A 25,734-nucleotide genomic window follows, 5' to 3' on the forward strand; every position below is an offset into this window, starting at 1 on the left:
GGGTCCTTAGCTCAGTTGGGAGAGCATCGCCCTTACAAGGCGAGGGTCACTGGTTCAAGCCCAGTAGGACCCACCACTTTTTATTGTGGTGAATGTCTTCGGACATAAGCAATAAGACTTCTATTTAAGGAATCCTTAATAGAAGCAGTTAAAGTAAAGGGCTGTTAGCTCAGTTGGTAGAGCAGTTGACTTTTAATCAATTGGTCGAAGGTTCAAATCCTTCACAGCCCACCAATTATCTTTATAAGATATACAAAAAAGCCTCGCTATTAGCGAGGCTTTTTTGTATGTGCTGAAAAAAGTTCACGCTAAATTACGTTTTCATGACAATGCCATGTATAATACGCAAAGATTAATTTTTTGAGCACTGAGTAATTAGCTATGATCCCTAATGTAGTAGAAATGGAATATCCATTCCCGCAAAAACCAGTTCCGTTATCAGCACAAGAAAAGCTGGATTATAAAGCACGTATTAAACAGCTTTTAAAAGAAAAAGACGCTGTATTAATTGCCCACTATTATACCGATCCTGAAATTCAAGCACTTGCAGAAGAGACTGGCGGTTGTGTCGCTGACTCTTTGGAAATGGCTCGTTTTGGTAATAACCACCCAGCTAAAACACTTATTATTGCTGGTGTTCGCTTCATGGGTGAAACAGCAAAGATCTTAGCGCCTAGTAAACGTATTATTATGCCGGCATTAGATGCAACTTGTTCATTGGATCTCGGCTGTCCAGTGGAAGAGTTCTCTGCATTTTGTGATGCGCACCCTGACCATACAGTTGTCGTTTATGCTAATACATCAGCAGCTGTTAAAGCGCGTGCTGACTGGGTGGTAACATCGAGTATTGCATTAGATGTTGTTGATCATCTTGATAGCGAAGGTAAAAAATTAATTTGGGGTCCAGATCGTCATTTGGGTGCCTGGATTGAAAAGCAAACTGGTGCGAAAATGGTTCGCTGGCAGGGCGCTTGTATCGTGCATGATGAATTTAAAGCGTCAGCATTAAAGCGTCTAAAAGCAGAAAACCCAGAAGCGGCGGTACTTGTTCATCCTGAATCTCCAGCTGATGTGATTGACCTTGCTGATGCGGTTGGCTCTACTAGCCAACTGATTAAAGCGGCGAAAGAATTACCACAACAAAAACTGATTGTGGCAACGGACAAGGGTATCTTCTTTAAGATGCAGCAAGCCTGTCCAGAAAAAGAAATGATTGCAGCACCAACCGGTGGTAATGGCGCAAGCTGTCGTAGCTGTGCAATGTGTCCTTGGATGGGCATGAATGGCCTTAAAGCGATAGAAGACTCATTAGTTAATGATGACGGTCATGAAGTTTTTGTTGATGAAGATATTCGCGTTAAAGCGCTTATTCCATTAGAGCGTATGTTAAATTTTAACGTATCAAACTAAGCATTTAACGTTAATGACTACTTGTTAATCGTTAATAATAAAAAACCTGAATGCCTTTGCTTCAGGTTTTTTTATGTCTATAACAGTATTATATTTTTATAAGCGTAGCATATACCTACAGTAATATTATAAGTCAGTCACACTGATTTTACCTGCCAACTTAGTGATCGTTGCTTGTCCTATACCTTTGACACTCGCTAAATCTGTCGTGGTGATGAATTCACCATTGTGGTCTCGCCACTGTATTATCTTTGCGGCTTTATAAGCGCCAATACCGGGCAGTGCGGTAAGCTCTGATTCACTGGCAGTATTAATATTGACTGGCATTAATAGTGTATTCCCCGAACTGGCGGAATGGCTGAGATCAAATGCGGTTGTTTCGGTTGAGGTATTTACTGCTAAGTTTATGGATGCTGGTTCTGGGATTGTAATTTGCTCTGCATTAGCATGAGAAAATACCAGTAAAGGTGTGGTAACGGCAAGATACAGAGCGAAACGATTCATTTTTTTAAACATTTATATTCCTTTATAGTGATAACAATTAATGTGCTTACAGAGTCAAACTGTAGTCATTATGCGCTTTATTGTTGTCCAACAGTGTCCTCGCTGTGCGAGTTGTCACATCTGCGAATAAGGAATTATATGCATGCTCAAATTTGCGGTATGAGGAAAGTATTAGGCATTCTGAGGACGTTATCAGGAGGAGATGTTTGAAGAAGTACTGCATTCAATGAACCAATCATTGTTCAATAAAATGCAGTACTCAGGTAGGAAATAGCCTGTTATCGGGCAGTGCTATTTATTCACATTATTTATTATCACTGTTTTCTTTTGGCATGTAGCGATAAAGGTAGACTACCGTTAATATCGTAAAGGCTAACATGATACCCAATACGCCAAACACTTTGAAATCAACCCAGATTTCTTCTGACATGTTAAACGCGATGTAATGATTCAAGCCTGCAAGTGCAAGGAAGAAAATAGACCATGCTGTATTGACTCGTGACCAAACAAATTCAGGTAATACCATCTCTTTGCCGAGCATTTTTTTAAGTAGATTCTGTTTGAATGCATATTGGCTAACCAGTAGCACAATTGAAAATAGGCAGTAAATAACCGTTACTTTCCATTTGATGAAACTGGAATCTTGGGTGAAAAGGGTGATCCCACCAAATACCGTCACCATCGCAAACGTGATCAATTGCATTTTTTCAACTTTACGGTATTTAAGCCAGCTAAAGAGTAGCGTGCATGCTGTTACTGCAATTAGTGCTGCGGTTGCAGCATAAATATCGTACATTTTATACATGATGAAAAAAACGATCAGGGGAATAAATTCATTAAATTGTTTCATAAATTTTTGTGCTCACGGCTAACGATGAAAGTTAGTTTATCATGAAAACTGCAGATATAAAAAAACAGCCTCATGATGAGGCTGTTTTTACATTACTTTAAATACTATTTATCGTTACTCTATTTTCAAATCAGCGGTGATTTTTATTAAGCAGTTGCAGTAACAGGTTTTTGGTTGTTCGTTTCTTTTGTTACAACTTGACCTTCTGCACCGTGCATCCAATAAATTAATTTACGTGCTGATGCAAATAGGATGAGTGATGAAATCACTGCTGCAATCGCGATACCACCAAAGATAGCCATTGGACCAGCTTCACCAATCTGCGCACCAATCATGCCTGCCACTTTATTGGCGATGGCATTAAAGCCAAACCAAGCGCCCATCATCAGTGATGCTAAACGTAGCGGTGCTAATTTAGTAATCATAGATAGACCAATTGGAGAAAGACATAGTTCACCCATCGTATGGAAGAAATAGGCACCCACTAACCAGTACATGCTTGTCTTAACCGTTAAATCGCCACCTTGCTCTAGTGTCGCAAAGATCATGAATACAAAACCAATTGCGAGCATCATCAGCGCCATTGCAAATTTAACAGGTGATGTCGGTTCTTTAGGGCCCATTTTAACCCAAATCATACTAACGATTGGCGCACAGGTAATAATGAAGAACGGGTTTAATGATTGGAACCAAGCAACAGGTACTTCAAAACCACCAATCATACGATCAGTATAATCATTCGCGTAAAGGTTCATCAAACCACCGGCTTGTTCAAAGCCAGCCCAGAAGATGATAACGAATAGACCTAAGATTAAGATAACTTTAAGGCGATCAACTTCAATTGCGGTTAACGTTTGTTTCTTACCATTGTTCGCAGCACGTTCTTTTTTAGCTGCAGCTTCAATACCAATGTTACCGAGGTATTTATTAGCAAATAGTTTCTGTAGTACAACACTCAGTACCATGGCGATACCAGACATTAAGAAACCGTATTTGTAATCACCTGTGTAAACAACAACAGCACCAACCATAATACCAGACAAGAATGCGCCTAAGTTAATACCCATATAGAAGATAGTAAATGCGCCATCACGACGGTTATCACCTTCTTCATATAAGTCACCGACCATCGTTGAGATGTTTGGCTTGAACATACCGTTACCAGCGATGATAAAGGCAAGACCTAAATAAAGGCCAGCGGTAGGGCTAAGCGATAATGCTTCAATTGGTGCAAACAATAAGAATTGACCCAGTGCCATTAATACACCACCAATGATCACACTTCTACGTTGACCTAGGAAGTTATCTGCTAACCAGCCACCAATGAGCGGGGTGATGTACACTAAGCCTGTATAGGTACCGTAAAGAGAAAGGGCATCAGCTTGAGACCAACCTAAGCCTGCCATACCTGCTTGGTAGTTTGGATCAGTTAATAATGCAGCTGCTTGTTGGTCTTGTGTAACTGAGACTAGAAAAAGAACAAGAATTGCACGCATGCCGTAATAGCTAAAGCGTTCCATCATTTCTGTACTGAACAAAAGGAATAACCCTTTTGGGTGACCCATAAATGTATCTGAATTATTAGGATTCATAATATCGCCTGTGTTGTATTTTTGTATTTGTTTTTTATATTTGTAGTTTTATGCTGATAATATATCTTTTATCAGTCTATTCATTCTTTTATATCCCTTTTGTTAGACGGTCACAAGTGTAAATCTTGATTGTAGGAGCTGAGTCACCCTAATTTGAGCTTTTGTTCTATATATGTCTATCAAATGTCTACCTAATGTTAAGTAGGTGTTATCTTTATGGTTGTTTATGGTTGATATATATGCACTTTACACAAGATTACATTTAGGTTTTAATTTCTGTGATTATTACGTAAACTTATAGGGTGATAATGATTCGGATGATCAAGTCAAAATGGCTGTTAACAAAAAAGAATGGTACTTGTTGTACTGCAAAGGGAAGGAGGAGCTTAGAGCGCTCACAAATCTTGAAAATCAAGGGATTGACAGCTTTTTTCCAACGATGAAAATCGAGAAAAAAGTGCGCAACAAGCTAACGTGTAAAGACGTGGTCATTTTTCCTAATTATTTGTTTGTTGAAATAGATAAGGACACGGCCAATTTTAATAGCATACGCTCTACGCGCGGTGTGATTGACTTTGTTAAGTGTGGTGCTACTTATATTAAAGTACCTAGTGGATTGGTTACTGAATTGAAAGTAAAGCAAGCATGCCGAGATAAAGCGGAAAATGCAGTTGTGGCATATAACGAAGGTGAATCTGTGATTATTCAGGATGGTCCTTTTAAAGGCATTGAGGCTATTTATCAGTGTAAAGATGGACTCGAACGTTCTGTACTACTGATAAATTTGATCCATAATGTGACAACCATGAGTATCGCTAACGCAGAGATTAAAAGTAAATCACTGTGTTAACATCAAATAGCCTTAAGTTAAGCCTTATCTAATATTAAGAGAGTAGATAAGGTTTCTTCAGTTACAGGGCGCTTTCCTTAACGCGATTACCAGCAACCTGTTGGTAAGCGCGTTAAGTTATGATCTAAACTCAATTCTTGGCATTCACTATCATTACGTTGATAATACCGTGCTGTTGCTGCCACTTTGTAGCCGTTGTTTTCGTTGAGCTGCAAGCTGTATTGATATTTGTTACTGCTGAGATCAATGGCTAAATTGTTTAACTCAAGATATTGTTGATGACGGCTATAGTGGTCTGTTTGTAATAAGCTGATGGTTGTTAACTTTATCTTAGCTTGATCACGATATGTGGTTAATAGACTCTGTTGATAATTTGGTAGTCTGACACCAATTAAAATACTCATGATCGCAAGCGTAATAAGCAATTCAATAAGTGTAAACCCCGATGAAATCAATCGTTTCTGCATCTTCTTTCCTGTTGTTATTTCATTGGCTAGAGTCTAGGTAAGATGTCATTGGTTGGTGATGTTTTAGACGATGTTGTGATAGTGATTAGGTTTAAGCTGAGGTTAATAGGGCTGGAACAAGGCTAACTGACCTGCGTTAGCATTTAGTTGTTGTGTCTGACGGCATTTTGTTAGATCATTGCTCACTATTTTATGAAAAATTTACTGTTTGAGGTAAGGAATGAGTCAGGCCGAAGTACGCCCAACGAACTTTATTCGTCAGATTATTGATGAAGATTTAAATTCCGGCAAACACACTAATGTGCATACGCGTTTTCCGCCAGAGCCTAATGGCTTTCTGCATATTGGTCATGCCAAATCTATTTGTTTGAATTTTGGTATTGCTGACGATTACCAGGGACAGTGTAATCTACGTTTTGATGATACTAATCCAGAAAAAGAAGACATTGATTACGTTCACGCGATCCAAGAAGACGTGAAATGGTTAGGTTTTAACTGGGATGGCGACGTTCGTTATTCATCAAACTATTTTGATAAGTTATTCGAGTACGCTGTTGAATTGATTCAAGCGGGCAAAGCCTATGTTTGTTTCTTAAATGCAGAAGAAACTCGTGAATATCGTGGCACGCTGAATAAGCCGGGTAAAAATAGCCCGTTCCGCGATACTAGCGTTGAAGAAAACTTAGCATTATTTAACAAAATGCGCGATGGCGGCTTTGCTGATGGCGAATGTAGCTTACGCGCTAAAATCGACATGACGTCTTCGTTCATGTGTATGCGCGATCCAGTTATTTACCGTATTAAGCGTGCTCATCATCATCAAACGGGTGACAAATGGTGCATTTACCCAATGTACGATTTTACTCACTGTATTTCTGATGCGATAGAAGGCATTTCACATTCTATCTGTACGCTAGAGTTCCAAGACAACCGTCGTGTGTACGATTGGGTATTAGATAATATCTCAATTGATTGCCGTCCGCGTCAGTATGAATTCTCACGTTTGAACATCGAGTATACGATGATGTCTAAGCGTAAGTTGAATGCATTAGTAACAGAAAATCACGTGAGTGGTTGGGATGATCCGCGTATGCCTACAATTGCTGGTTTACGTCGCCGTGGTTACACCGCTGCGTCAATCCGTGAATTCTGTAAGCGTATTGGTGTAACTAAGCAGATCAACACTATTGAAATGGGTATGCTAGAAGCGTGTATCCGTGAAGATTTAGAGAACTCAGCACCACGTGCAATGGCAGTACTTGATCCGATTAAATTAGTTATTACTAACTATCCTGAAGATCAAACAGAGCAATTAATTGCACCTGCGCACCCTAAATTAGAAATGGGTAACCGTACTCTGCCATTCGGCCGTGAGCTATTTATTGATCGTGCGGATTTCCGTGAAGAAGCGAACAAGAAATACAAACGTTTAGTATTAGGTAAAGAAGTACGTTTACGTAATGCCTACATTGTTAGAGCTGACGACGTTGTTAAAGATGACGAAGGTAACATCACTGAGATCCACTGTACTTACGATGATGAAACACTAGGCAAAAACCCAAGTGATGGTCGTAAAGCAAAAGGTGTTATTCATTGGGTATCTGCGACCGGTTCTGTTGATGCAGAAGTACGTGTTTATGACCGTCTATTTAAAATAGAAGATCCTGCAAGTGTGGAAACATTAGAAGAAGCACTAAATGAAGAATCATTAGTTGTGATTAAAACAGCTAAAGTTGAACCTGGTCTCGTGACAGCGCAAGCTGAAAGCGCATACCAGTTTGAACGTGAAGGTTACTTCTGTGCAGATAAAGATTCAACAGCGGATAAACTTGTGTTTAACCGTACTGTATCTTTACGCGGCTAAGTGTCGAACACCAAGAGATTTATTTCTTGGTGTTCTTTAACGTTCTTGGCGTTATGTAGCACGAAAAAAGTGTATAAAAAAAGGAGCTGATTGGCTCCTTTTTATTTATCTGCAGTTTAGAGTGCGACTATTTGTGCTTACACTTGCCATCTAATGAGCGGCCATACAGGTATAAACTGTGGGCTTGTAATGACATCCCATTTTCAGTTGCAATGTCACGTTGACGATCTTCGATCAAGTCATCATGAAATTCAATTACGTGGCCACAATCAAGGCACACAAGATGATCGTGATGGTCTTGTGTTGCCAGTTCAAAAACAGATTTACCGCCTTCGAAATAGTGGCGTGTCACAATACCTGCATCATCAAATTGGTTAAGTACTCGATATACTGTTGCTAGGCCAATTTCTTCGCCTTTACTAAGCAATTGTTTATATAAGTCTTCGGCACTCGTGTGTTGACTGCTAGGGAGTTGTAATAATTCTAAAATTTTAATTCTTGGCAGCGTTATTTTTAACCCTGCTTTTTTTAATGCGCTTTTTCTATCAGTCATAACGTACTCATTTTAAAATAGAGAAGAGTATTTTTTCTTTATATTCCTAACCATTATATGACGAGACGCAAAAACAATAAACCTCATATTTGTTAAAGCGGGACTTAAATGCATAAATTTCGATGTTTAATGACGGCGTTATGCCAAGTTATTCAGATTGATGTGTGGTTTAGACGTTTTTTACTAATAAAGAGGGCTGAGGGCTAATTCGGAGTTAGTCGTTAATAAGAGTTGGGTATTAATCGGAATAAATAGATAGGGGGGAGTTGTACAGATTTAGGGGAAGGGTCAAAATAAAGTAAAAGATAAAACCAAGCGTAGAACCTCGTTTTATCTCCTACTTTGTAAACTAAAAGATTAGTCTTCTAGTTCAGCAAGGCACATTTCACTATGGATTTGTTTTACCCAAGTTTCAACACGCTCTGCAGTTAATTCAGGTTGGCGATCTTCATCGATACCTAAACCAACGAAGTGATTGTCATCTGTTAATGCTTTCGATGCTTCGAAATCATAACCTTCAGTTGGCCATTCACCGATTAATGTACCACCTTTTGCTTCAACAACGTCACGTAGCGTGCCCATTGCATCAAGGAAGTACTCAGCGTAATCTTCTTGGTCACCGCAACCAAAGATTGCAACAAGCTTGTCAGAAAAATCAATTTCTTCTAGTGATGGCATGAAATCATCCCAATCACATTGAGATTCACCATAATACCAAGTCGGAATACCTAAAATTAATAGGCTGAACTCGTTAATATCTGCAGTTGTTGATTTTGCAATGTCTTTAACATCAACAAGCTGTTTACCCAGTTGTTTCTGGATCATTTTAGCAACTACTTCAGTGTTACCAGTGTCACTACCAAAAAATAAGCCTACGCTAGCCATTCTTAAATTATCCTAATATTTTGAATTTAAACTTATCTTGCTACATGAGTGTGCAATAATTGTTGTATATATTCACTGCGAGTCATATTAGCACTTTTTGCTTGTAAATTTAACATATCAAATAAGTCTTGTTCGACTTTTAATTCAATACGTTTTAATCCATTCGCTTTATCACGGCTCAATTGATTACGTTTACTGTGTCTCAATTGCTCTTTACGTGAGAGTGGGCTAGTTTTAGGTCTACCAGCACGCTTCTCTTCTGCAAAAAGGTCAATCGTGGTTCTATCTAAACTTTCCTTTGCCACGTTATTTTCGCCATTGCCGTTATATAGTATGAGTAATTAAATCTGAGTTTCCCAGACAGTGATCAATATTTCTTTAAACACAAAACCAGCCATACCAAAGCAGAGTACAAACCAAACGGCGATACGCCCAAATTTAGGCACGTTACCTTTTTTAAGTACGTCTTGAATTGCCATGCCGATTAAGAAAAACAATGCGACAAAGAATAGCTTAATGCCTACAGCTTCAATTAAGTCAATGTATTCGTACAACATATCAATTTACACCTAAACTACTTAACAGCATTTACTCAGAATACGAATGTGCGAATATATCACAATGTGACTAATGACTAAATAAAAAGTCGACTATTATTTTATTAAATATCATCGGTTTTTCGGCATGTAGCCAGTGTCCAGTGCCTTGCACTAATTTTGCTTTGGCATGGGGGAAATATTTCGCAATGGCTGACTTATGTGCAGTGGTAATATAGTCAGAGTTCATGCCTTTGATAAAAAGTACTGGCTTATCATACTGTTTACTTGTGTCCGGCCAGTCAGAAATGGCGTTATACTGGGCAATGATGGTGTCTAAGGCATAGTAAAAATCGTATTGTCCCTGTGCATTCTTATATAAGCCTTTGAGTAAGAATTGTTGGACGCCAGCTTCTTCAACGTGTTCTGCGAGCTTTGCCTGCGCGTCACTACGCGTCGTTATGTCGCCAAGAGGGATATTTTTGAGACCTGCAAATACATTATCATGTCGAGGCGGGTAATTAACTGGGGCAATATCGGCAACGGCTAAACTACTTACACGGGTTGGAAAGTTGAGTGCGGTGCGCATCGCGATTTTACCACCCATCGAATGACCGACAATGTGTGCTTGCTCGATCGTTAAATGATCCATTAACTGAATAATATCATTTGCCATATCATCATAATGCATACTATTATGGCGCATAGATAAGCCATGGTTTCTGACATCAACCGCAATGACTTGATAATCAGTTTTTAGTTGTTTAATGAGCATGCCTAAGTTAGTCGCACTGCCAAATAAACCATGGATAACGATCACAGGAACACCCTGACCGTATATTTTGTGATTAAGTAACATATATCTCTCCGTTATTGTGGCTGATTCTACCGCAATAATTAGGTCTATGTCGTGTATGATTTGTCGACAAATGCATCATAGAGGTAATATTTTGCTTATAAGCATAGAGAGAAATCTATTCACAAGGTATAATTAAACCAAATTTATAAGCAAGGATTCACTAGTTAAATATGAAAACGATTGAGCTTGAAGACGACCTATATCGTTATATTGCTAGTCAAACGAAAGATATTGGCGAAAGTGCATCAGATATTTTACGTCGCTTACTTGATGTATCAGCAAATGTTTCTGCAGATTTAACGAATGTTGAAGAATCGCAGGTGCATGCAGTGGACACCAACAGTGAGACTAAGCAAACGGTAACTAAATCACCGGTAGTAGTAGAAGAAGAACCTACGCCTGTATCTGCACCTATTGTGGTAGAAACAGCTGTAGAGGTTGTTAGCCATTCTACATTGCCAGCCAGTATCGCTAAGCTTATTAAAAATAAGAAATTTAAAGAAACAACTGTTTCGGTTACTAAGTTTATTCAGATCTTGTCAGTGCTGTATGCTGAAAACCCGAAAGAGTTTGATAGTGCGACTGATATTAAAGGTCGTAAACGTATTTACTTTGCAAAATCTGAAAGTGAATTGTTAAGCGCGGGTAGCACGACTAAACCGCGTCATATCGAAAACACACCATATTGGGTTATCACTAATACCAATACGGGGCGTAAACGTAATATAATTACGCAGCTAATGGCTGAAATGGGCTATACCCATGCGTTAATTGATGCTGTAAGTCAATCTATCTAATTACAGCCTACTGACAAGGTATTTAAAATGTGCTTAAGCGTAATGCTGACATTATTTAAAGTACCTTGTCTGTTTCCTTCAGAATTCCGATTCCAATTATGATCGACCTCCTTGAACTGCAGCGTGCTAGTACGCAAAAAAGTCGCACCACGCTTATCTTTTTAGCCACCTTTTTGGTTGTGGTTAGCTTTATTTCCCTGGCGTCTGGTAATTTTAGTATTGCTATCGATGACATAGTGAATGGCTTATCGCCTTTACAACAACAAGTGCTGTTTGAATTACGTCTACCTCGTATTATGACGGCTATTTTAGTCGGTGCCGCGTTAGCTGTTGCAGGCTGCATCTTACAGGTATTACTGGCTAATTCACTGGCTGAACCCGGGGTGATCGGTATTTCATCGTTTGCGAGTTTATTTGCGGTATTGTCAATTGTATTACTTGATTCGTTGTTACCACAATTTGCAGGGTTGCAGCAGTACATTTTACCATTATCAGCTTTTGTCGGCGCGAGTCTGGTTACCGGTTTACTCTATCAAGTAACCAAGAATAATTTACCAACCACTAAGATCTTGTTATTAGGTGTGGCAATTGGCATCTTTTCGGGTGCTATCATGACTTGGCTGTTGTATTTTTCAGATGACAGTAGCATGCGCCAGATGTTGTATTGGATGATGGGTAATTTAGCCTATGGCGCAGATCTTATTTATATTGCAGTGATACCTCTAGCCTTGAGTTTTTTGTGGATCATGCGCCGCATTGATGCGCTGAATCTTTTACAGTTTGGTGAACAGGGCGCTTTTCAGTCTGGTATCGATGTACCTAAATTACGTATTCAGCTTATTTTATGCGTCGCAGTGTTAACGGGAGTATCGGTATCTATGGCTGGAGTGATTAGTTTCATCGGCCTGGTGATCCCGCATATCCTGCGCATATTGGTGACCAGTCAGTTACGCTTTTTAGTGCCTGCATCGGCATTACTTGGGGCGAGTTTTTTATTATTAGCTGACCTGATTGCCCGCAGTGCCTTTGCGACGGCTGAACTACCCGTCGGGGCGATTACTGCAAGTCTCGGTGCGCCATTTTTTATCTATTTGTTATTGCGCAAGCAAGTGGCGTAGGGGGGAGTATGAGTAGACGCGATAACGCTTTATTGACACTTTCTGAGGTTAATTATCAGCAGCGCTTGCACGATATCAATATTTCGATTGAACAAGCGGGCTGTTTGTTTTTACTGGGACCAAATGGCAGTGGTAAAAGTACTTTGTTAGCTATTCTTGCTGGTCATGCGCAAGCTTGCCAAGGTGACTACTTGATTGCAGGGCGTAGTGTGACTGAATATCCAACCGCAGAGTTGGCATTGCAACGTGCATGGCTACCACAAGCATCGCCGCCGCCTTTTGCTATTCCGGTATATCAATTCATTGCGCTAGGTTTACATCCCTTAGGTATCAACTTAGAAGATGAACAAGCATGCCTAGTTATTAATCAACTGTTATTACGCTTGGATATAGCGAAATTAGTGACGCGTAATTGTGACCAGCTATCTGGTGGTGAATGGCAGCGGGTATTGATTGCACGGACCTTGGTACAGGTGTCCCCGATATTAAATAAACAATCAATTTTGTGCTTGTTAGATGAACCGCTCACAGGACTAGATTTAAAGCATCAAATTGAAGTGCTACAAATATTAACAGAGCTTGCCGAGCAAGGCATTACGGTGATCGCTTCTATTCATGATCTTAATCTTGCGCTTAATCATGCATCTGAAGTGTTGTTATTAAAGACGGGACGTGTGGTTGGCCAAGGTGACGCAAATCAAGTATTAACGGTTGACACAATCAAACAAGTCTATGATGTTGAGACAGAATTGTTGGCTGTGAATGGACGTCAATTCATTGTATCAGCGGCGCTACCTACATCAGTTTAGTTAGGTAATAAGAAGAGGACTCCTCTGTGCAACTACATAATACACCAGTCGATGAAGTCGAGTTCTTGGGGCATCAAGTTTACGTTAAACGTGATGACTTATTGGATGTGGCTTTTACAGGTAATAAAGCCAGAAAATTTTATCATTTCTTACAGCAAGATTTATCCCAAGTCGATATTCTTGTCGGTCATGGTTCTGCTCAAGCTAACTCTTTGTATTCTTTAGCTGTGTTAGCTCAGCTAAAGCAATGCCAATTACATTATTATGTTGATCATCTGCCGCAGTACCTTGTTGATAATCCACAAGGTAATTACCGCGCTGCGTTAGAGTATGGCGCGCAAATTATTGTTGCTGATGCTGAATCGACAGTGATAGAGCATATAGAGCAGCAAGTATTACCAGGGTTAATTAAGCAAGGTCTACGCGCGGTGTTTATTCCTGAAGGTGGCCGCTGTCAGTATGCTGAAACAGGGTTGAAAATGCTTGCAGATGAAATTATCACCTGGGCGAAATCAAAATCATACGCGGATATTCGCGTCGTATTACCTGCAGGGACAGGCACTACGGCTTTGTTTTTGCAAAAGCATTTACCCTTCGAAGTTCAAGCATGTGCGTGCGTGGGTGGCGATAGTTATTTAAAGCAGCAATTCTTGGGGTTGTGCGAGAATGAATCTTTACATCCGACGATTATGACGGCCGATAAAAAGTATCATTTCGGTAAGCTTTACCTGCCGTTTTATCATATTTGGGCACAGCTAAAAAAAACCACTGACATTGAATTTGATCTACTCTACGACCCACTAGCCTGGTTATGTTTACAGCGTGAGTTTATCCTCGCTAATGAGCATTCTGCTGCAGGGCTTGAAAGTAGCGATAATCGCCCCATTCTTTATATACACCAAGGTGGATTACAGGGTAATGAAACCATGTTACCGCGTTATTTACGTAAACTGTCATTTGTAAAATAAAACGGTATTAGCTGATACCCACGTGGCGATGCTTACGAACCTGAAAAGTGAATGCTTATCAGCATGACCGTGACAAGTAGTCATACTGACTTTTACTATTTATACTTGGTATTTATTATTGTGCAGCGTACAATCCGCTGCTGCTTTATTATAAACATTATTTGAGACTGCAAACGGCGGTTTCTTGAGAGAAGATTATGACATTTAAAATCCATGACAAGCAAACTGCTGAAGCAGTTGAAAAATCACCTGAAGCGCGTTTTAATTATTTCATCTTTCGCGCAGTTAAGTCTGAAGAAGTATGGACATTAGCGGACGAAAACGGTTTTGTTGTTAGCGAAGTGGAAGGCGAAAGAAGTATTCCAGTTTGGCCACATGCTGAATTTGCAAGTGAGTGGATCCAAGGCGATTGGGCTGCGTGCCAACCGCTTAAAATCGAAATGGCTGCTTGGCGTAACAACTGGTTACCAGGTCTTGCTGCAGATGGTGTTGTTATCTCAGTATTTCCTAAAGCTGGCCAAGAAGTAGTTGTTGTTGATAGTGAAGAGCTTATCGCTTCATTTAAAGATGAATACGACGCGCAAAAATAGTATCGATACAATCGTATGATTAAATCAGGTTATTAAATAAGACTATTCAACATAGCCTTAAACAATACCAAGTAAATCGCTTTACCCATTTTAGTTAGTATAAAGGACATTATTTAGATGAAATTATTCGTCAAAGATCTTACTGTTATTGATTCTTCAGTATTGGATTATTCACGTGGCATTATTGGCCAGAGTTGGTTAGTGGATATCGTTCTGCATGGTGACTTAAATGAACAAAGCATGATCCTTGATTTTGGTATTGTGAAAAAACTGATTAAGTCGACAGTGGATGAATTAGTCGATCATAAGTTGATTATCCCTGCACATGCAAAATTTTGTGATGTGATGAGTGACGGTGCTTTTACTTATGTTGATGCTTGGCGTGAACACAGTGAATCAATTCACCTAGCTTGCCCTGATCAAGCATTTGCATTGATCCCAACAGAGCAAATTACCCTGGCTAGTTTAGAGACATATTTGACTGAGCAACTAATGCTGCGTCTACCAAACAATGTTAAAAAACTAGACGTGAAATTACGTGAAGAAAAAATTGATGGGGCAGAATATTGCTACAGTCATGGCTTACGTAAACACCTAGGTAATTGCCAGCGTATTGCTCACGGTCATCGTTCAACGATCGAGATATTACGTAACGACGAGCGTGATAGCGCACTTGAACTAAGCTGGGCTGAGCGTTGGAAAGATATCTATCTTGCTGAGCATTGCGATATGGTGTCGGCTTCAGAACTTTCATTATCTCGTACTGGTATGGCGGCATTAACACCTGAGCATTATTGCTTCAAGTATCAAGCTCCGCAAGGTGAGTTCCAGCTTGCGATCGGTAAGTCAATTGTCGAAATCATGCCGACCGAAACCACGGTTGAGAATATTGCCCAGTATATTGCTGATACATTAGCAAAAGACTGCTCTGACACTTTGACTGTATTTGCTTACGAAGGTGTTGGTAAAGGTGCTATTGCTTCTGCTTAATTGCACTTAGCTGTTACTTTATGCACTGTTAAAGTTAAATAATAAGCCCGTTACCACTACACTCATATTGTAGCGGGTAGTGGGCTTTTTTGTTATTATCAAAAGACTTAATTTTGTAATGGAGCTAAAAATGGCAGAAGAAACGATTTTTCGTAAGATCATTAATAAAGAGATCCCCGCTGATATCCTTTATCAAGATGAGTTAGTGACCGCATTTCGTGATATTAGCCCAAAAGCATCAACGCATGTATTAATTATCCCTAATAAACTGATCCCGACGAGCAATGACGTATGCGAAGAAGATGAGTTAGCGCTAGGGCGTTTATTCACAGTTGCACGTAAAATTGCAGAGCAAGAGGGTATCGCTGAAAATGGTTACCGTCTTATCGTTAACTGCAACAAACACGGCGGGCAAGAAGTTTACCATTTACACATGCACTTGGTCGGTGGCGAGCAACTTGGCGCGATGGTTACGGTAAAATAGTAAAAGAATAATAGCGTGAGATAAGCGGACTCTGACTGTGTAGATGAACGCTTATCCTATTGCTACTGTAGCGTTTTTTGATGACGATATGACTATTAATAAACAGTGTTCTTACTTATAAACGCTATCGAATAAGTAACAGCCATAGAACAGGCACCGCATGTTGGGAGAGTATAAATGAAATGGGTCCTCATACTATCGTATCTGCTTAGTGCATTATTCATAACCGCCTGCACAGGCCCTTTACAGCATCAATCGCAGCAAAAAATGCTGACAATGCAGCTTGAGACGATCGAAGAACACCCCTTAACTACCCAAGTGCGCGCGTTAAATGGACTACTGCTACAACAACCTTTTTTTGTGCAGGAGGCTTTTAAACATAACGAGCGTTTATACATTCGCTATCCGGATAGTGTCGCATCGCTGCCGATCACCCATCAAGAATTACAACGTGCGAGTGCTGAAACGCTGGCTAAACCCGGTTGGTTTGATATTCAGGTTTTAACTGAGCAATCTCAAGAGTCGATAGTTAAAACGGTAGTATTGAGTTATTCACTTGCCATTCGTATCTCGGCAGTGGATGACACGATAAATGATACTGCAAATAACCCGCTTAAGACACATACGCTAACACTGGAACTGATCAATAATCGTTTCAATACGGTTGAAGCACAGGTCAGTCGCGAGATCTCATTATGATCCTTACTGTCTGATTTTGACTATATGATTAAAAATACTCCTGAATTTATTACTGAATTTTGCCCGGAAGAATTTTCTTTAACGCCAGTGTTAGGTGGTCTAAGTAATTATAATTATCGGCTGGAATTTCAGCGTGATGGCGTGGATTATTGTTATTTTGTACGGCAGTTATCAGCGGCATACAGTACGATGGATAACAATGTTGCACACGAATTTTCCGCACAAGCGCAGGCGGCGAGCATCGATTTAGCGCCGAAAATAATTGTCGAGCATAAGCAGGGCATGATTTGTGATTGGATAGCAGGTCAACATTGGGGGCCTAGTGCGCAATGCAGAGATGAAAATATTGAAAAAGTAGCGCAATTAGTCGCTACGCTTCATCAACAGCCCCTGCCTAATCATCATCTGGATATGACAGAACGTTTGCAGCACTATTATCAAACTGTCGATGGTGAATTTAAAACGGAGCAGTTAGAGCAGCAGTTGGCATTTGTGATTAATTTGATCCAACAGCATTTACCTCGCAATAGATTGGTTTTTTGTCACCATGATATGAACCCATTGAATTTTATTGAAGGTGCGCAGACTAAGTTATATTTGTTGGACTGGGAGTTTGCAGCTGCGGGACATGGTGATTTTGACATCGCCACTTTATTTCAGACTTTTGCGTGGCAAGCTGAGCAGCAAGCGCTGTTTTTAAAATATTACAATCAATATTACAACAAGCATCACCCCACAGAACAATTTCTGACACAAATCCCGACGCAAGTCACGCCTGCACAGATAGATAGGATGGCGGTTGTCGTGGAGATGATGACACTGTTGTGGTGCATTGTGATGTACCAACAAGATAAAGAGACGACTTATTTAACGTTATGGCAGCAATCTGAACGTGCTATCGCAGATAAGATTAGTCGATTAATAAGTGAAAATTTAGCCAATTAATGAATTAACTGAGGAATTAACGTGGGACCAGTAATAGTAGACGTGAACGGTTATGAACTGACTGCAGAAGATAAAGATATCTTAGCGCACCCACTAACTGGTGGGCTGATCTTATTTACCCGTAACTATGGTGATCATGCTCAGTTAGCAGCGTTAATTAAATCAATTCGTAAAGCTGCTGGAGCACCTATCGTGATCTCCGTTGATCATGAAGGAGGTCGGGTACAGCGTTTTCGTGAACAGTTCACGCGTATACCGGCAATGGGTAAAATAGCGGAACTTTATGCCGATGATCGTGATAGTGCAAAACAGTTCACTCAGCAATGTGGCTGGATGTTAGCTGCGGAGCTACTTGCGTTTGATATTGATTTAAGCTTTGCACCAGTGTTGGACCTAGAGCGTGGTAGCCAGGTGATTGGCGATCGTTCGTTCCATGCTGATCCGAGTTGGGTGACTGATTTGTCAACACAGCTGTGTATTGGTATGCATAAAGCCGGTATGAAAACCACAGGTAAACATTTCCCTGGGCATGGCAGTGTATTAGCCGATTCACATATTGCATTGCCGATAGATGAGCGTAGTTTAGCGGAGATCACTGCAACGGATCTATTACCATTTAAGGCACTTATTGCTGACTCGCAACTTGATGCGATTATGCCTGCACATGTGATTTATCAGCAAGTAGATAGCAAAGCGGCTGGTTTTTCTCAATATTGGTTACAAACCATATTAAGACAAGAGTTAGGCTTTAAAGGGGCTATTTTTTCTGATGATTTATCTATGCATGGTGCCAGTGTTGCAGGTAATTATTTAGAGCGTGCTGAACAAGCGATGTGGGCTGGCTGTAATCTATTGCTCGCGTGTAATGATCGTACCGGCGTTGCAGCCTTGTTGGATGGCTTAGATAATAATCTAGCGACTGATGATTTCAACCTTAAACACCGCAGTGATTTTTCATTAGATGAGTTAAAAATGAGCCGCTTGTGGCAAGAAACCGCAGATTCAGTTGCTAAGTTTAATCATCAATTTAGCTAATGGCACTCACCGTTGACCCCTTAATTTAGCCAGCGCTGGATCTTCTGCACTAACAGGTCCTCGCGGACTGGTTTCATTAAAAAGTCATTCATCCCGACCGCGAGGGTATTCTGTCTATCTTCGATTGTGGCGTTGGCTGTCATCGCCACAATGGGAGTGTGTCGGTTTATATTATTGGGCTGGCGTATGCCTTTCGTCGCATCAAAACCATCCATTTCTGGCATCTGTAAGTCCATTAATATTAATTGATAACGTTGTTTCTCACAGGCCGCAATAGCAAGTAAACCATTTCCTGCCACATCAACGACATAACCAGCACGTTGCAAAATAGTTTTGGTCACAAACTGATTAGCTTTATTATCTTCAACTAAAAGTAGGCGCGCTGGGGGTTCTTTAGAGGCTGTTTGTAGTGTCAGTTTCGCATTTACTGGAGCCTCTGTATTTTCCAGGGTTAGCGTAACAGTAAACTCACTGCCTTCATCTAATTGGCTTGTTACAGTAATCCTCCCTCCCATCAGGGTGAGCAGTTGTTTTGAGATTGCAAGTCCTAAACCTGAACCGCCGTATTCTCGTGAAAAAGAGCTATCCGATTGTACAAAATCATCAAAAATATGATTTAGTTTATGCTCTGGGATACCAATGCCAGTATCTTTTACGGTGAAATATACTTGCGTATATTGTTGCCCTGCCATTGCTTTCATCATCACATTGACTTGACCTTGCTGGGTGAATTTTATGGCATTATTGGTCAAGTTAATGAGTATTTGCGTTAACCGATACTCATCACCGAGTAACCATAGAGGTGTGTCAATATTGCTCGAGTGATTTAAAGCAATGTTTTTTTTCTGTGCGAGTGGCTCAAGGACGCTGGCGACACCCTGCAAAACTTCCTGAATATTAAAAGGGTGATGCTCGAGTTGTAATTTTCCAGCTTCGATCTTTGATATATCGAGGATGTTGTTTAATAAACTAAGTAAAATATTGGCAGATTTTAGACCTGTATCGATAAAGCCTTGTTGCTCTGCATTCATGCCTCGCTTATTGATTAGCGACAATGCGCCTAAAATCGCATGCATTGGATTTCTTATTTCATGACTCATGGTGGCTAGAAAAGTTGATTTTGTGGTGTTGGCATTAATCGCTTGCTCTTTTGCCTCGCGTAATTGTTGCTCACGCTGTTTTTGCTTGTGAGTAAATTCTTGAATAAGATCAACTGATTCATTTAAACGATCTAGTTCGTTCGTGGATACCAATGTGATCTGCTCATCGGCTTGATGCTGTTGTGATAGGCGTAATAATCGATTATTGATGTTGGTGATCGGCTTGAGTACTGATGAATACAGTAATAATGAAATTGTGAGGGCTAAGCATAATAATATTAAGGCCATAAGCAGGCGTATTAAGTTTACGTGGTCTGTTATATCATCTCGTAAACTCGCAGTGCTGACGGCTATTTTCATATAACCAAATGTTTCACCCTCAAAGCTCACTGGTTGCTGAAAAACTTGATGCTGTGGGCTTCCTTTAGTGGGTAAAGTCCCCCAAGTGACTAATACTCTATGTGATTCATTATAAATCGCTAAGAATTCGATATTCGGATAATGCGATGATATTTGTAACATGATAGTTTCAAGTAACGGAATATCTTCTGTTATCACGCTATCGATGGTTGTGGCAGATAAAATATTTAACGTTTGCTGTATTTGTGAGTTTAGATTTTTGGTTAAGTAATTATATTCAACGCGACGAGCTAATTCTCCGGCAGCCAAACTTGTTATGAGGGTAATACATAAGGTGATTAGGAGAATCTTGGACCAGAGCGGTAAATGCCTTACGAATTTTGTCATTTAGTCGGGTTCTTTGCAAAAAATCGTTTATCGTTCATTGATTGACGAATGATGTCGTAGTCACTGTCATCACCGGCCAGAAATCCATTTTTACTGAATGAATTTTTGTACAGTGCATTTGATTCATTACTCGCGATTAACAATGCAGATAAAGCTTGAGCAATGTCAGCGTCCAATCCTGATTTTGCCACCCAAGGTTTCGTTACATTGGGGAATCGTGCTATTTCACGTAATAAAACCCCTTTACTGCGTAGCTTATTAAACGTGCCTTCTTTTAACGCGCCTGCATCATAACGTCCTGCAGCGACGGACGTTCCGACAGCATCATGCCTGTTTAAATAATCATATTTAGCTAAATCAGAGGCTAAAACATGATGGTCTGCAAGATAAGACTGAGATAGGTAGCGGCCGATCGTTGATTGTTCAGAGCCAAATGCGAATCGCTTACCAACTAATTGCTCCGTTTTTGTTATCGGGCTATCTGTTTGTACGGCTATGATACCGTGAAAGCGCTTTTTCCCTTTTTTAGCCTCGATAGCAAGCAGTGTTAAATCGGCATTGAGATTTTTAGCTGTAATATACGATGCTGGACCTAAACGGGAAAAATCAACTTTGCCATTAGTTAATGCGAGAACACCATCATTATAGTTACTGGATATGTGCATTTTTATACGAACAGGCTGTTTTAGTTTATGGGTCATTTGTGCTTCGAGGGTGTTAATAAAAGGCCTAAATTTAGTCACCATTGTCGTCGGTTTATCGGATGTATAGAGCCCAAAGATTAAGTTAATTTCAGCACGACTGGTAAAGCTTAGTAACGCCGTAATGAGAAATATGAGTAAACGTGAAACATCCTGTGAACGAGTAAAAAGTTGCGCTGTCATATCCTATTCCTTAGACAATATCGTTGAAATTGATGTAGTAACGGTCACAATAATTAATAAATCTAGTCAATGTAACCAGTATTAATGATTGTTTACATTGATTTAAATTGCCAACTTTACATTTTATTCGCCCCTGTTAAGGGCTTGTCATGGCTGTTTTAGCTGTAAAAGTAACCATAAATGCAGATGATTTGATCACACGCAATTTTTAAGCGGTGACAATAACGAATAGCAATGGGATACTGGTTAATCAAGACTTTGCTATAATGAAATTAGATAGAACAACGAGTCTTGTTGGGCTCCAGTGACGGAGCCAATACGTTTTGAGGATGGAAAAAATAATCCATCCATAGGCTCAAAATTAATAAAACGGTCATAATCTTATCCGATTATAGGGAAAGCAGACCAGATCACGTTAAAAAATAAGTAAGAATAACGTAATAATTTTATATTAGGGAATATCATGAAAAGAGCGGTTATAACAGGTATCGGTATTGTATCAAGTATCGGTAACAATAAAGCAGAAGTATGTGAGTCACTAAAAGCAGGCACTAGTGGTATCGAATTTTCACCACAATTTGCTGAACAGAACTTACGTAGCCATGTCTGCGGTACTGTTAATCTTGATCCTAAAGAAATCATTGATCGTAAAGCAATGCGTTTCATGGGTGATGCAGCCGCTTTTAGTTATATTGCTATGCAAGAAGCGATTGATGATTCAGGTTTAACAGAAGAACAAGTATCTAACGTACGTACTGGCCTAATCGCAGGTTCAGGTGGTGCATCATCAAAGAACGTTGTTGATTCTGTTGATATCGCGCGTAATAAAAGTGTGAAACGTGTAGGCCCTTATATGGTGACTCGTACTATGTCGAGCACTATCTCTGCTTGTCTGGCTACACCGTTTAAAATTAAAGGCCCAAGCTATTCAATTACCTCTGCATGCGCAACAAGTGCACATTGTATTGGTCATGCTGTAGAACAAATTCAACTGGGCAAACAAGATGTAGTCTTTGCTGGTGGCGGCGAAGAAATTGATTGGACGCTAGCATTAGAGTTCGATGCAATGGGTGCATTATCGACTAAATATAACGAAACGCCTGAACAAGCTTCACGTACATATGATGCGAACCGTGATGGTTTCGTTATCTCTGGCGGTGGCGGTATGGTTGTTGTTGAAGAGCTTGAGCATGCACTTGCTCGTGGCGCAACTATCTATGCTGAAATCACTGGTTATGGTGCAACATCAGATGGCTATGACATGGTTGCACCATCAGGTGAAGGCGCTGTACGTTGTATGCAGCAAGCACTTGAAACAGTAACGGGTGAGATTGATTACCTGAATACCCATGGTACATCTACACCTGTAGGTGACACAAAAGAACTTGAAGCGATTCAAGCGGTATTTGGTCACAAGTCACCTAAAATCAGTGCAACGAAAGCATTGACTGGTCATGCGCTAGGCGCGGCTGGTGTACATGAAGCAATCTACTCATTAATCATGATGGAAAACAGCTTCATTGCAGCAAGTGCAAACATCCAAGACCTTGACGAAAAAGCGGTTGGTCTAGATATTGTTGCTGGTAAAGCAATTGATGCAGAGCTAACAAACGTAATGTCGAACAGCTTTGGTTTCGGCGGTACGAATGCGACATTAGTATTTAGTAAATTCACTAAATAGTATGTCGACTCGCTAAGGAAGACGTAATTCGTTTTCTACGGTGAAAAGAACAATATAAGCCCATTTATCAGATTATTGATAAATGGGCTTTTTTTTTACCTTCACAACGCGCAAAATGGCATCAGTTGTCTTATTAAGAGAAGAATTAAATGAAGATAGTCGTTGATGAAAATATGCCTTACGCAACTGAATTGTTCTCACAGTTTGGTGAAGTTGTGCCTTTATCAGGCCGTACAATTAGCGCTGAAGATCTAAAAGATGTCGATGCCTTGATGGTGCGCTCTGTCACCCAAGTTAACGAAGCGCTACTTGCGCAGGCCAACAAACTTGCATTTGTTGGTACTGCAACGATTGGTATCGATCATTTAGACCAAGCTCTCTTGCAACAACGTAGTATTACCTACACCAATGCACCAGGTTGCAATGCCGTATCTGTCGGTGATTATGTATGTAGCGCATTACTGGTGTTAGCTGAGCAACAAAGTTTCACACTGGCAGATAAATCGGTAGCCGTTATTGGTGTTGGTAATACTGGCGCGCAAACTGTTAGTCGACTGACAGCACTTGGTGCTGACGTGATGTTATGCGATCCACCGCGGGTAGATCAAGAAGACCTGACTGGTTTTGTAAGTTTAGAGCAAGCATTACAAGCGGATATTATTTGTTTACATGTGCCATTGGTCAAAACTGGTGCTAACCAGACCAAGCATCTGTTAACCGCTGACTTACTGGCTGGTATCGCGCAAGACGCTATCCTCGTGAATAGCGGTCGTGGTGATGTAATTGATAATCAGGCATTACTGGAATTAAAGCAAGCAGGGCATGGCATGACACTCGTATTGGATGTCTGGGAAAATGAACCAACGCCATTGCTAGAGCTTATCCCTTACGCTGCGATAGCAACACCACATATCGCTGGTTATAGCCTTGAAGGTAAAGCGCGTGGAACAGAGATGATTTACCAAGCTTATGCGCAATTACTAGGTCAACAAGCAGATCGCAGTATCAGCGATATCTTGCCTGTTCCAGCAGTGAGCCGTATTGATGTTAATCAACATGCAGATCAAACATTCGCTAAAAGTTTGGTCCATTTGGTATACGATGTGCGCCGAGATGACGCTATTTTTAGAAAAAACATAATGAAAGCGGGTAGTTTTGATGAAATGCGTAAAAATTACTTAGAAAGAAGAGAATTTTCCTCATTGAGGCTAGTAAATGACTCACATTATGCGGTAGAGTCGTTATATCAACTTGGGTTTGCCAAATAATTTTTTAGGAGTCGTTGATGAGTCAACTATATGATGTTGCAGTACTAGGAGCAACAGGTGCCGTAGGGCAAATGATGTTGGAAATCTTACAGGAACGTGAATTTCCAATTGGTAATATTTATCCATTAGCAAGCAGCCGTAGTGCTGGTGGTAAAATTACCTTCAATAATAAACAAGTTGAAGTATTAGATGTTGAGACATTCGATTGGACACAAGTTCAAATCGGTTTGTTCTCTGCTGGTGGTTCTGTATCAGAGAAATGGGCGCCAATCGCAGCAGAATCGGGTGTTGTTGTCATTGATAATACATCACACTTCCGTTATGACGCTGATATTCCATTAGTTGTGCCAGAAGTAAATCCAGAAGCGATTGCTCAGTATACCAACCGTGGCATTATCGCGAATCCAAATTGCTCAACAATTCAAATGCTTGTAGCATTAAAGCCAATTCACGATGCTGCGGGTATTAAGCGTATTAACGTAGCAACATACCAGGCTGTATCTGGCTCTGGTAAAAGTGCAATCGATGAACTAGCGGGTCAAACTGCAAGTTTACTTAATGCGCGTGAAGTTGAAACTAAAGTATATCCAAAGCAGATCGCGTTTAACGTGATCCCGCAGATTGATGTGTTTACTGAAAACGGCTACACCAAAGAAGAAATGAAAATGGTGTGGGAAACGCAGAAGATTTTTGGTGATGAATACATCATGGTGAACCCAACTGCTGTACGTGTACCGGTATTCTATGGTCACTCTGAAGCGATCCACTTAGAAACGCGTACGCCAATTAGTGCTGAAGAAGTGCGTTCACTGATGCGCCATGCCCCTGGTGTTAAACTGATTGAAAATGAAGAAGACTACCCAACACCGGTTTCAGACTCAGCAGGTCATGATGAAGTATTTGTTGGTCGTATTCGTGAAGATATTTCACATGAAAGTGGTATTAACATGTGGGTTGTAGGCGATAATATCCGTAAGGGTGCTGCAACAAACAGTGTACAAATTGCCGAGCTACTGATTAAAGATTACCTATAATGTTTATAACTTGCTGGTGCTGAAACGTCACCAAGTTATAAATCTATTTAGTAGCATAAATAGCACCCAATCTAGGGTGCTATTTTTTTATTTGATTTTATTTTTCGGATTCATATCATAGTTTCAGATATCAAATTTTTTTTACAAAAATTAATCATTAAAATAGTAAAGTGTAAGATAGCTGTAAATTCATGTGTATATTGGAATTTTGGATA

Annotated in this window: 27 protein-coding genes and 2 tRNA genes; 18 read left to right on the plus strand and 11 right to left on the minus strand. The window is 40.2% G+C overall.

All coding sequences use genetic code 11. The features are described 5' to 3' along the window. The 3 genes from JFU56_RS06255 to nadA all read left to right on the plus strand — a co-directional run bounded on the left by JFU56_RS06255 (position 1) and on the right by nadA (position 1,410). Positions 1–76, plus strand: a tRNA-Val gene (locus JFU56_RS06255). Positions 77–158: 82 nt separating this feature from the next. Next, a tRNA-Lys gene (locus JFU56_RS06260) sits at positions 159–234 on the plus strand. A 168-nt stretch (positions 235–402) separates the two neighbouring features. After that, positions 403–1,410, plus strand: a complete 1,008-nt coding sequence (nadA, locus tag JFU56_RS06265) for a quinolinate synthase NadA (RefSeq protein ID WP_198436856.1) — start codon at positions 403–405, stop codon at positions 1,408–1,410. A 126-nt stretch (positions 1,411–1,536) separates the two neighbouring features. Here the strand turns inward: nadA and JFU56_RS06270 are convergent, their stop codons facing one another. The 3 genes from JFU56_RS06270 to JFU56_RS06280 all read right to left on the minus strand — a co-directional run bounded on the left by JFU56_RS06270 (position 1,537) and on the right by JFU56_RS06280 (position 4,356). After that, on the minus strand, positions 1,537–1,926 hold the full coding sequence (locus JFU56_RS06270; protein ID WP_198436449.1) for a ComEA family DNA-binding protein: 390 nt from the start codon (positions 1,924–1,926) through the stop codon (positions 1,537–1,539). 292 nt (positions 1,927–2,218) lie between these two features. Beyond that, positions 2,219–2,764, minus strand: a complete 546-nt coding sequence (locus JFU56_RS06275; RefSeq protein ID WP_198436450.1) for a septation protein A — start codon at positions 2,762–2,764, stop codon at positions 2,219–2,221. Between the two features lie 146 nt (positions 2,765–2,910). Then, positions 2,911–4,356, minus strand: coding sequence for a peptide MFS transporter (locus tag JFU56_RS06280; protein ID WP_198436451.1), 1,446 nt, complete (start codon positions 4,354–4,356; stop codon positions 2,911–2,913). A 331-nt stretch (positions 4,357–4,687) separates the two neighbouring features. On the opposite strand from JFU56_RS06280, the gene rfaH reads away from it, so the two are divergent. Then, positions 4,688–5,206 (plus strand): transcription/translation regulatory transformer protein RfaH, encoded by a 519-nt coding sequence (rfaH, locus tag JFU56_RS06285; RefSeq protein ID WP_198436452.1) that lies wholly within the window; start codon positions 4,688–4,690, stop codon positions 5,204–5,206. 86 nt (positions 5,207–5,292) lie between these two features. Here rfaH and JFU56_RS06290 read toward each other — a convergent pair whose 3' ends face one another. Beyond that, complete coding sequence (locus JFU56_RS06290; RefSeq protein ID WP_198436453.1) at positions 5,293–5,673, minus strand: type IV pilin protein; 381 nt, start codon at positions 5,671–5,673, stop codon at positions 5,293–5,295. Between the two features lie 220 nt (positions 5,674–5,893). On the opposite strand from JFU56_RS06290, the gene glnS reads away from it, so the two are divergent. Then, the gene (gene glnS, locus JFU56_RS06295) at positions 5,894–7,537 is read left to right on the plus strand and encodes a glutamine--tRNA ligase (protein ID WP_198436454.1); all 1,644 of its coding nucleotides are present in this window, start codon (positions 5,894–5,896) and stop codon (positions 7,535–7,537) included. Between the two features lie 127 nt (positions 7,538–7,664). Here the strand turns inward: glnS and fur are convergent, their stop codons facing one another. From fur to JFU56_RS06320, 5 genes are all read right to left on the minus strand, one after another. Beyond that, complete coding sequence (fur, locus tag JFU56_RS06300; RefSeq protein WP_198436455.1) at positions 7,665–8,090, minus strand: ferric iron uptake transcriptional regulator; 426 nt, start codon at positions 8,088–8,090, stop codon at positions 7,665–7,667. Between the two features lie 357 nt (positions 8,091–8,447). Next, entirely contained in the window at positions 8,448–8,975 is a 528-nt protein-coding gene (gene fldA, locus JFU56_RS06305) for a flavodoxin FldA (protein WP_198436456.1), read from the minus strand. A gap of 32 nt (positions 8,976–9,007) precedes the next feature. After that, complete coding sequence (gene ybfE, locus JFU56_RS06310) at positions 9,008–9,280, minus strand: LexA regulated protein (RefSeq protein WP_198436457.1); 273 nt, start codon at positions 9,278–9,280, stop codon at positions 9,008–9,010. A 36-nt stretch (positions 9,281–9,316) separates the two neighbouring features. Then, positions 9,317–9,532, minus strand: coding sequence for a DUF2788 domain-containing protein (locus JFU56_RS06315; protein WP_019440968.1), 216 nt, complete (start codon positions 9,530–9,532; stop codon positions 9,317–9,319). 70 nt (positions 9,533–9,602) lie between these two features. After that, positions 9,603–10,370 (minus strand): alpha/beta fold hydrolase, encoded by a 768-nt coding sequence (locus tag JFU56_RS06320; protein WP_198436458.1) that lies wholly within the window; start codon positions 10,368–10,370, stop codon positions 9,603–9,605. A 170-nt stretch (positions 10,371–10,540) separates the two neighbouring features. On the opposite strand from JFU56_RS06320, the gene seqA reads away from it, so the two are divergent. The 10 genes from seqA to nagZ all read left to right on the plus strand — a co-directional run bounded on the left by seqA (position 10,541) and on the right by nagZ (position 18,805). Continuing rightward, complete coding sequence (gene seqA / locus JFU56_RS06325; protein ID WP_198436459.1) at positions 10,541–11,167, plus strand: replication initiation negative regulator SeqA; 627 nt, start codon at positions 10,541–10,543, stop codon at positions 11,165–11,167. 98 nt (positions 11,168–11,265) lie between these two features. Next, on the plus strand, positions 11,266–12,285 hold the full coding sequence (btuC, locus tag JFU56_RS06330; RefSeq protein ID WP_198436460.1) for a vitamin B12 ABC transporter permease BtuC: 1,020 nt from the start codon (positions 11,266–11,268) through the stop codon (positions 12,283–12,285). Positions 12,286–12,293: 8 nt separating this feature from the next. Next, positions 12,294–13,094: an ABC transporter ATP-binding protein gene (locus JFU56_RS06335; protein WP_198436461.1), complete on the plus strand. Its 801-nt coding sequence runs from the start codon at positions 12,294–12,296 to the stop codon at positions 13,092–13,094. A 26-nt stretch (positions 13,095–13,120) separates the two neighbouring features. Continuing rightward, positions 13,121–14,062 carry a 1-aminocyclopropane-1-carboxylate deaminase/D-cysteine desulfhydrase gene (locus JFU56_RS06340; protein WP_198436462.1) on the plus strand — a complete coding sequence of 314 codons (942 nt, stop codon included), beginning with the start codon at positions 13,121–13,123 and terminating at the stop codon, positions 14,060–14,062. 197 nt (positions 14,063–14,259) lie between these two features. Next, the gene (locus JFU56_RS06345; protein ID WP_198436463.1) at positions 14,260–14,652 is read left to right on the plus strand and encodes a DUF2750 domain-containing protein; all 393 of its coding nucleotides are present in this window, start codon (positions 14,260–14,262) and stop codon (positions 14,650–14,652) included. A 117-nt stretch (positions 14,653–14,769) separates the two neighbouring features. Then, positions 14,770–15,642 carry a 6-carboxytetrahydropterin synthase gene (locus JFU56_RS06350; protein ID WP_198436464.1) on the plus strand — a complete coding sequence of 291 codons (873 nt, stop codon included), beginning with the start codon at positions 14,770–14,772 and terminating at the stop codon, positions 15,640–15,642. A gap of 130 nt (positions 15,643–15,772) precedes the next feature. After that, entirely contained in the window at positions 15,773–16,126 is a 354-nt protein-coding gene (hinT, locus tag JFU56_RS06355) for a purine nucleoside phosphoramidase (protein ID WP_198436465.1), read from the plus strand. A gap of 177 nt (positions 16,127–16,303) precedes the next feature. Continuing rightward, complete coding sequence (locus JFU56_RS06360) at positions 16,304–16,825, plus strand: penicillin-binding protein activator LpoB (RefSeq protein ID WP_198436466.1); 522 nt, start codon at positions 16,304–16,306, stop codon at positions 16,823–16,825. A gap of 24 nt (positions 16,826–16,849) precedes the next feature. After that, the gene (locus JFU56_RS06365; protein WP_198436467.1) at positions 16,850–17,770 is read left to right on the plus strand and encodes a phosphotransferase; all 921 of its coding nucleotides are present in this window, start codon (positions 16,850–16,852) and stop codon (positions 17,768–17,770) included. Between the two features lie 21 nt (positions 17,771–17,791). Then, positions 17,792–18,805, plus strand: a complete 1,014-nt coding sequence (nagZ, locus tag JFU56_RS06370) for a beta-N-acetylhexosaminidase (protein WP_198436468.1) — start codon at positions 17,792–17,794, stop codon at positions 18,803–18,805. Positions 18,806–18,825: 20 nt separating this feature from the next. Here the strand turns inward: nagZ and JFU56_RS06375 are convergent, their stop codons facing one another. Further along, positions 18,826–20,652 carry an ATP-binding protein gene (locus JFU56_RS06375; RefSeq protein ID WP_198436469.1) on the minus strand — a complete coding sequence of 609 codons (1,827 nt, stop codon included), beginning with the start codon at positions 20,650–20,652 and terminating at the stop codon, positions 18,826–18,828. Beyond that, complete coding sequence (locus JFU56_RS06380; protein WP_198436470.1) at positions 20,649–21,536, minus strand: PhnD/SsuA/transferrin family substrate-binding protein; 888 nt, start codon at positions 21,534–21,536, stop codon at positions 20,649–20,651. Before JFU56_RS06380 ends, JFU56_RS06375 begins: the two co-directional genes overlap by 4 nt. 463 nt (positions 21,537–21,999) lie before the next feature. Between JFU56_RS06380 and fabB the strand changes: the two genes are divergently transcribed. The 3 genes from fabB to JFU56_RS06395 all read left to right on the plus strand — a co-directional run bounded on the left by fabB (position 22,000) and on the right by JFU56_RS06395 (position 25,519). Then, entirely contained in the window at positions 22,000–23,217 is a 1,218-nt protein-coding gene (gene fabB / locus JFU56_RS06385) for a beta-ketoacyl-ACP synthase I (RefSeq protein ID WP_198436471.1), read from the plus strand. Positions 23,218–23,366: 149 nt separating this feature from the next. Continuing rightward, positions 23,367–24,485: a 4-phosphoerythronate dehydrogenase gene (locus tag JFU56_RS06390; RefSeq protein WP_198436472.1), complete on the plus strand. Its 1,119-nt coding sequence runs from the start codon at positions 23,367–23,369 to the stop codon at positions 24,483–24,485. 17 nt (positions 24,486–24,502) lie between these two features. Beyond that, on the plus strand, positions 24,503–25,519 hold the full coding sequence (locus JFU56_RS06395; protein ID WP_198436473.1) for an aspartate-semialdehyde dehydrogenase: 1,017 nt from the start codon (positions 24,503–24,505) through the stop codon (positions 25,517–25,519). Positions 25,520–25,734: the final 215 nt, after the last annotated feature.

The organism is Moritella sp. F3 (genome assembly GCF_015082335.1).
In the GTDB taxonomy this organism is placed as follows: domain Bacteria; phylum Pseudomonadota; class Gammaproteobacteria; order Enterobacterales; family Moritellaceae; genus Moritella.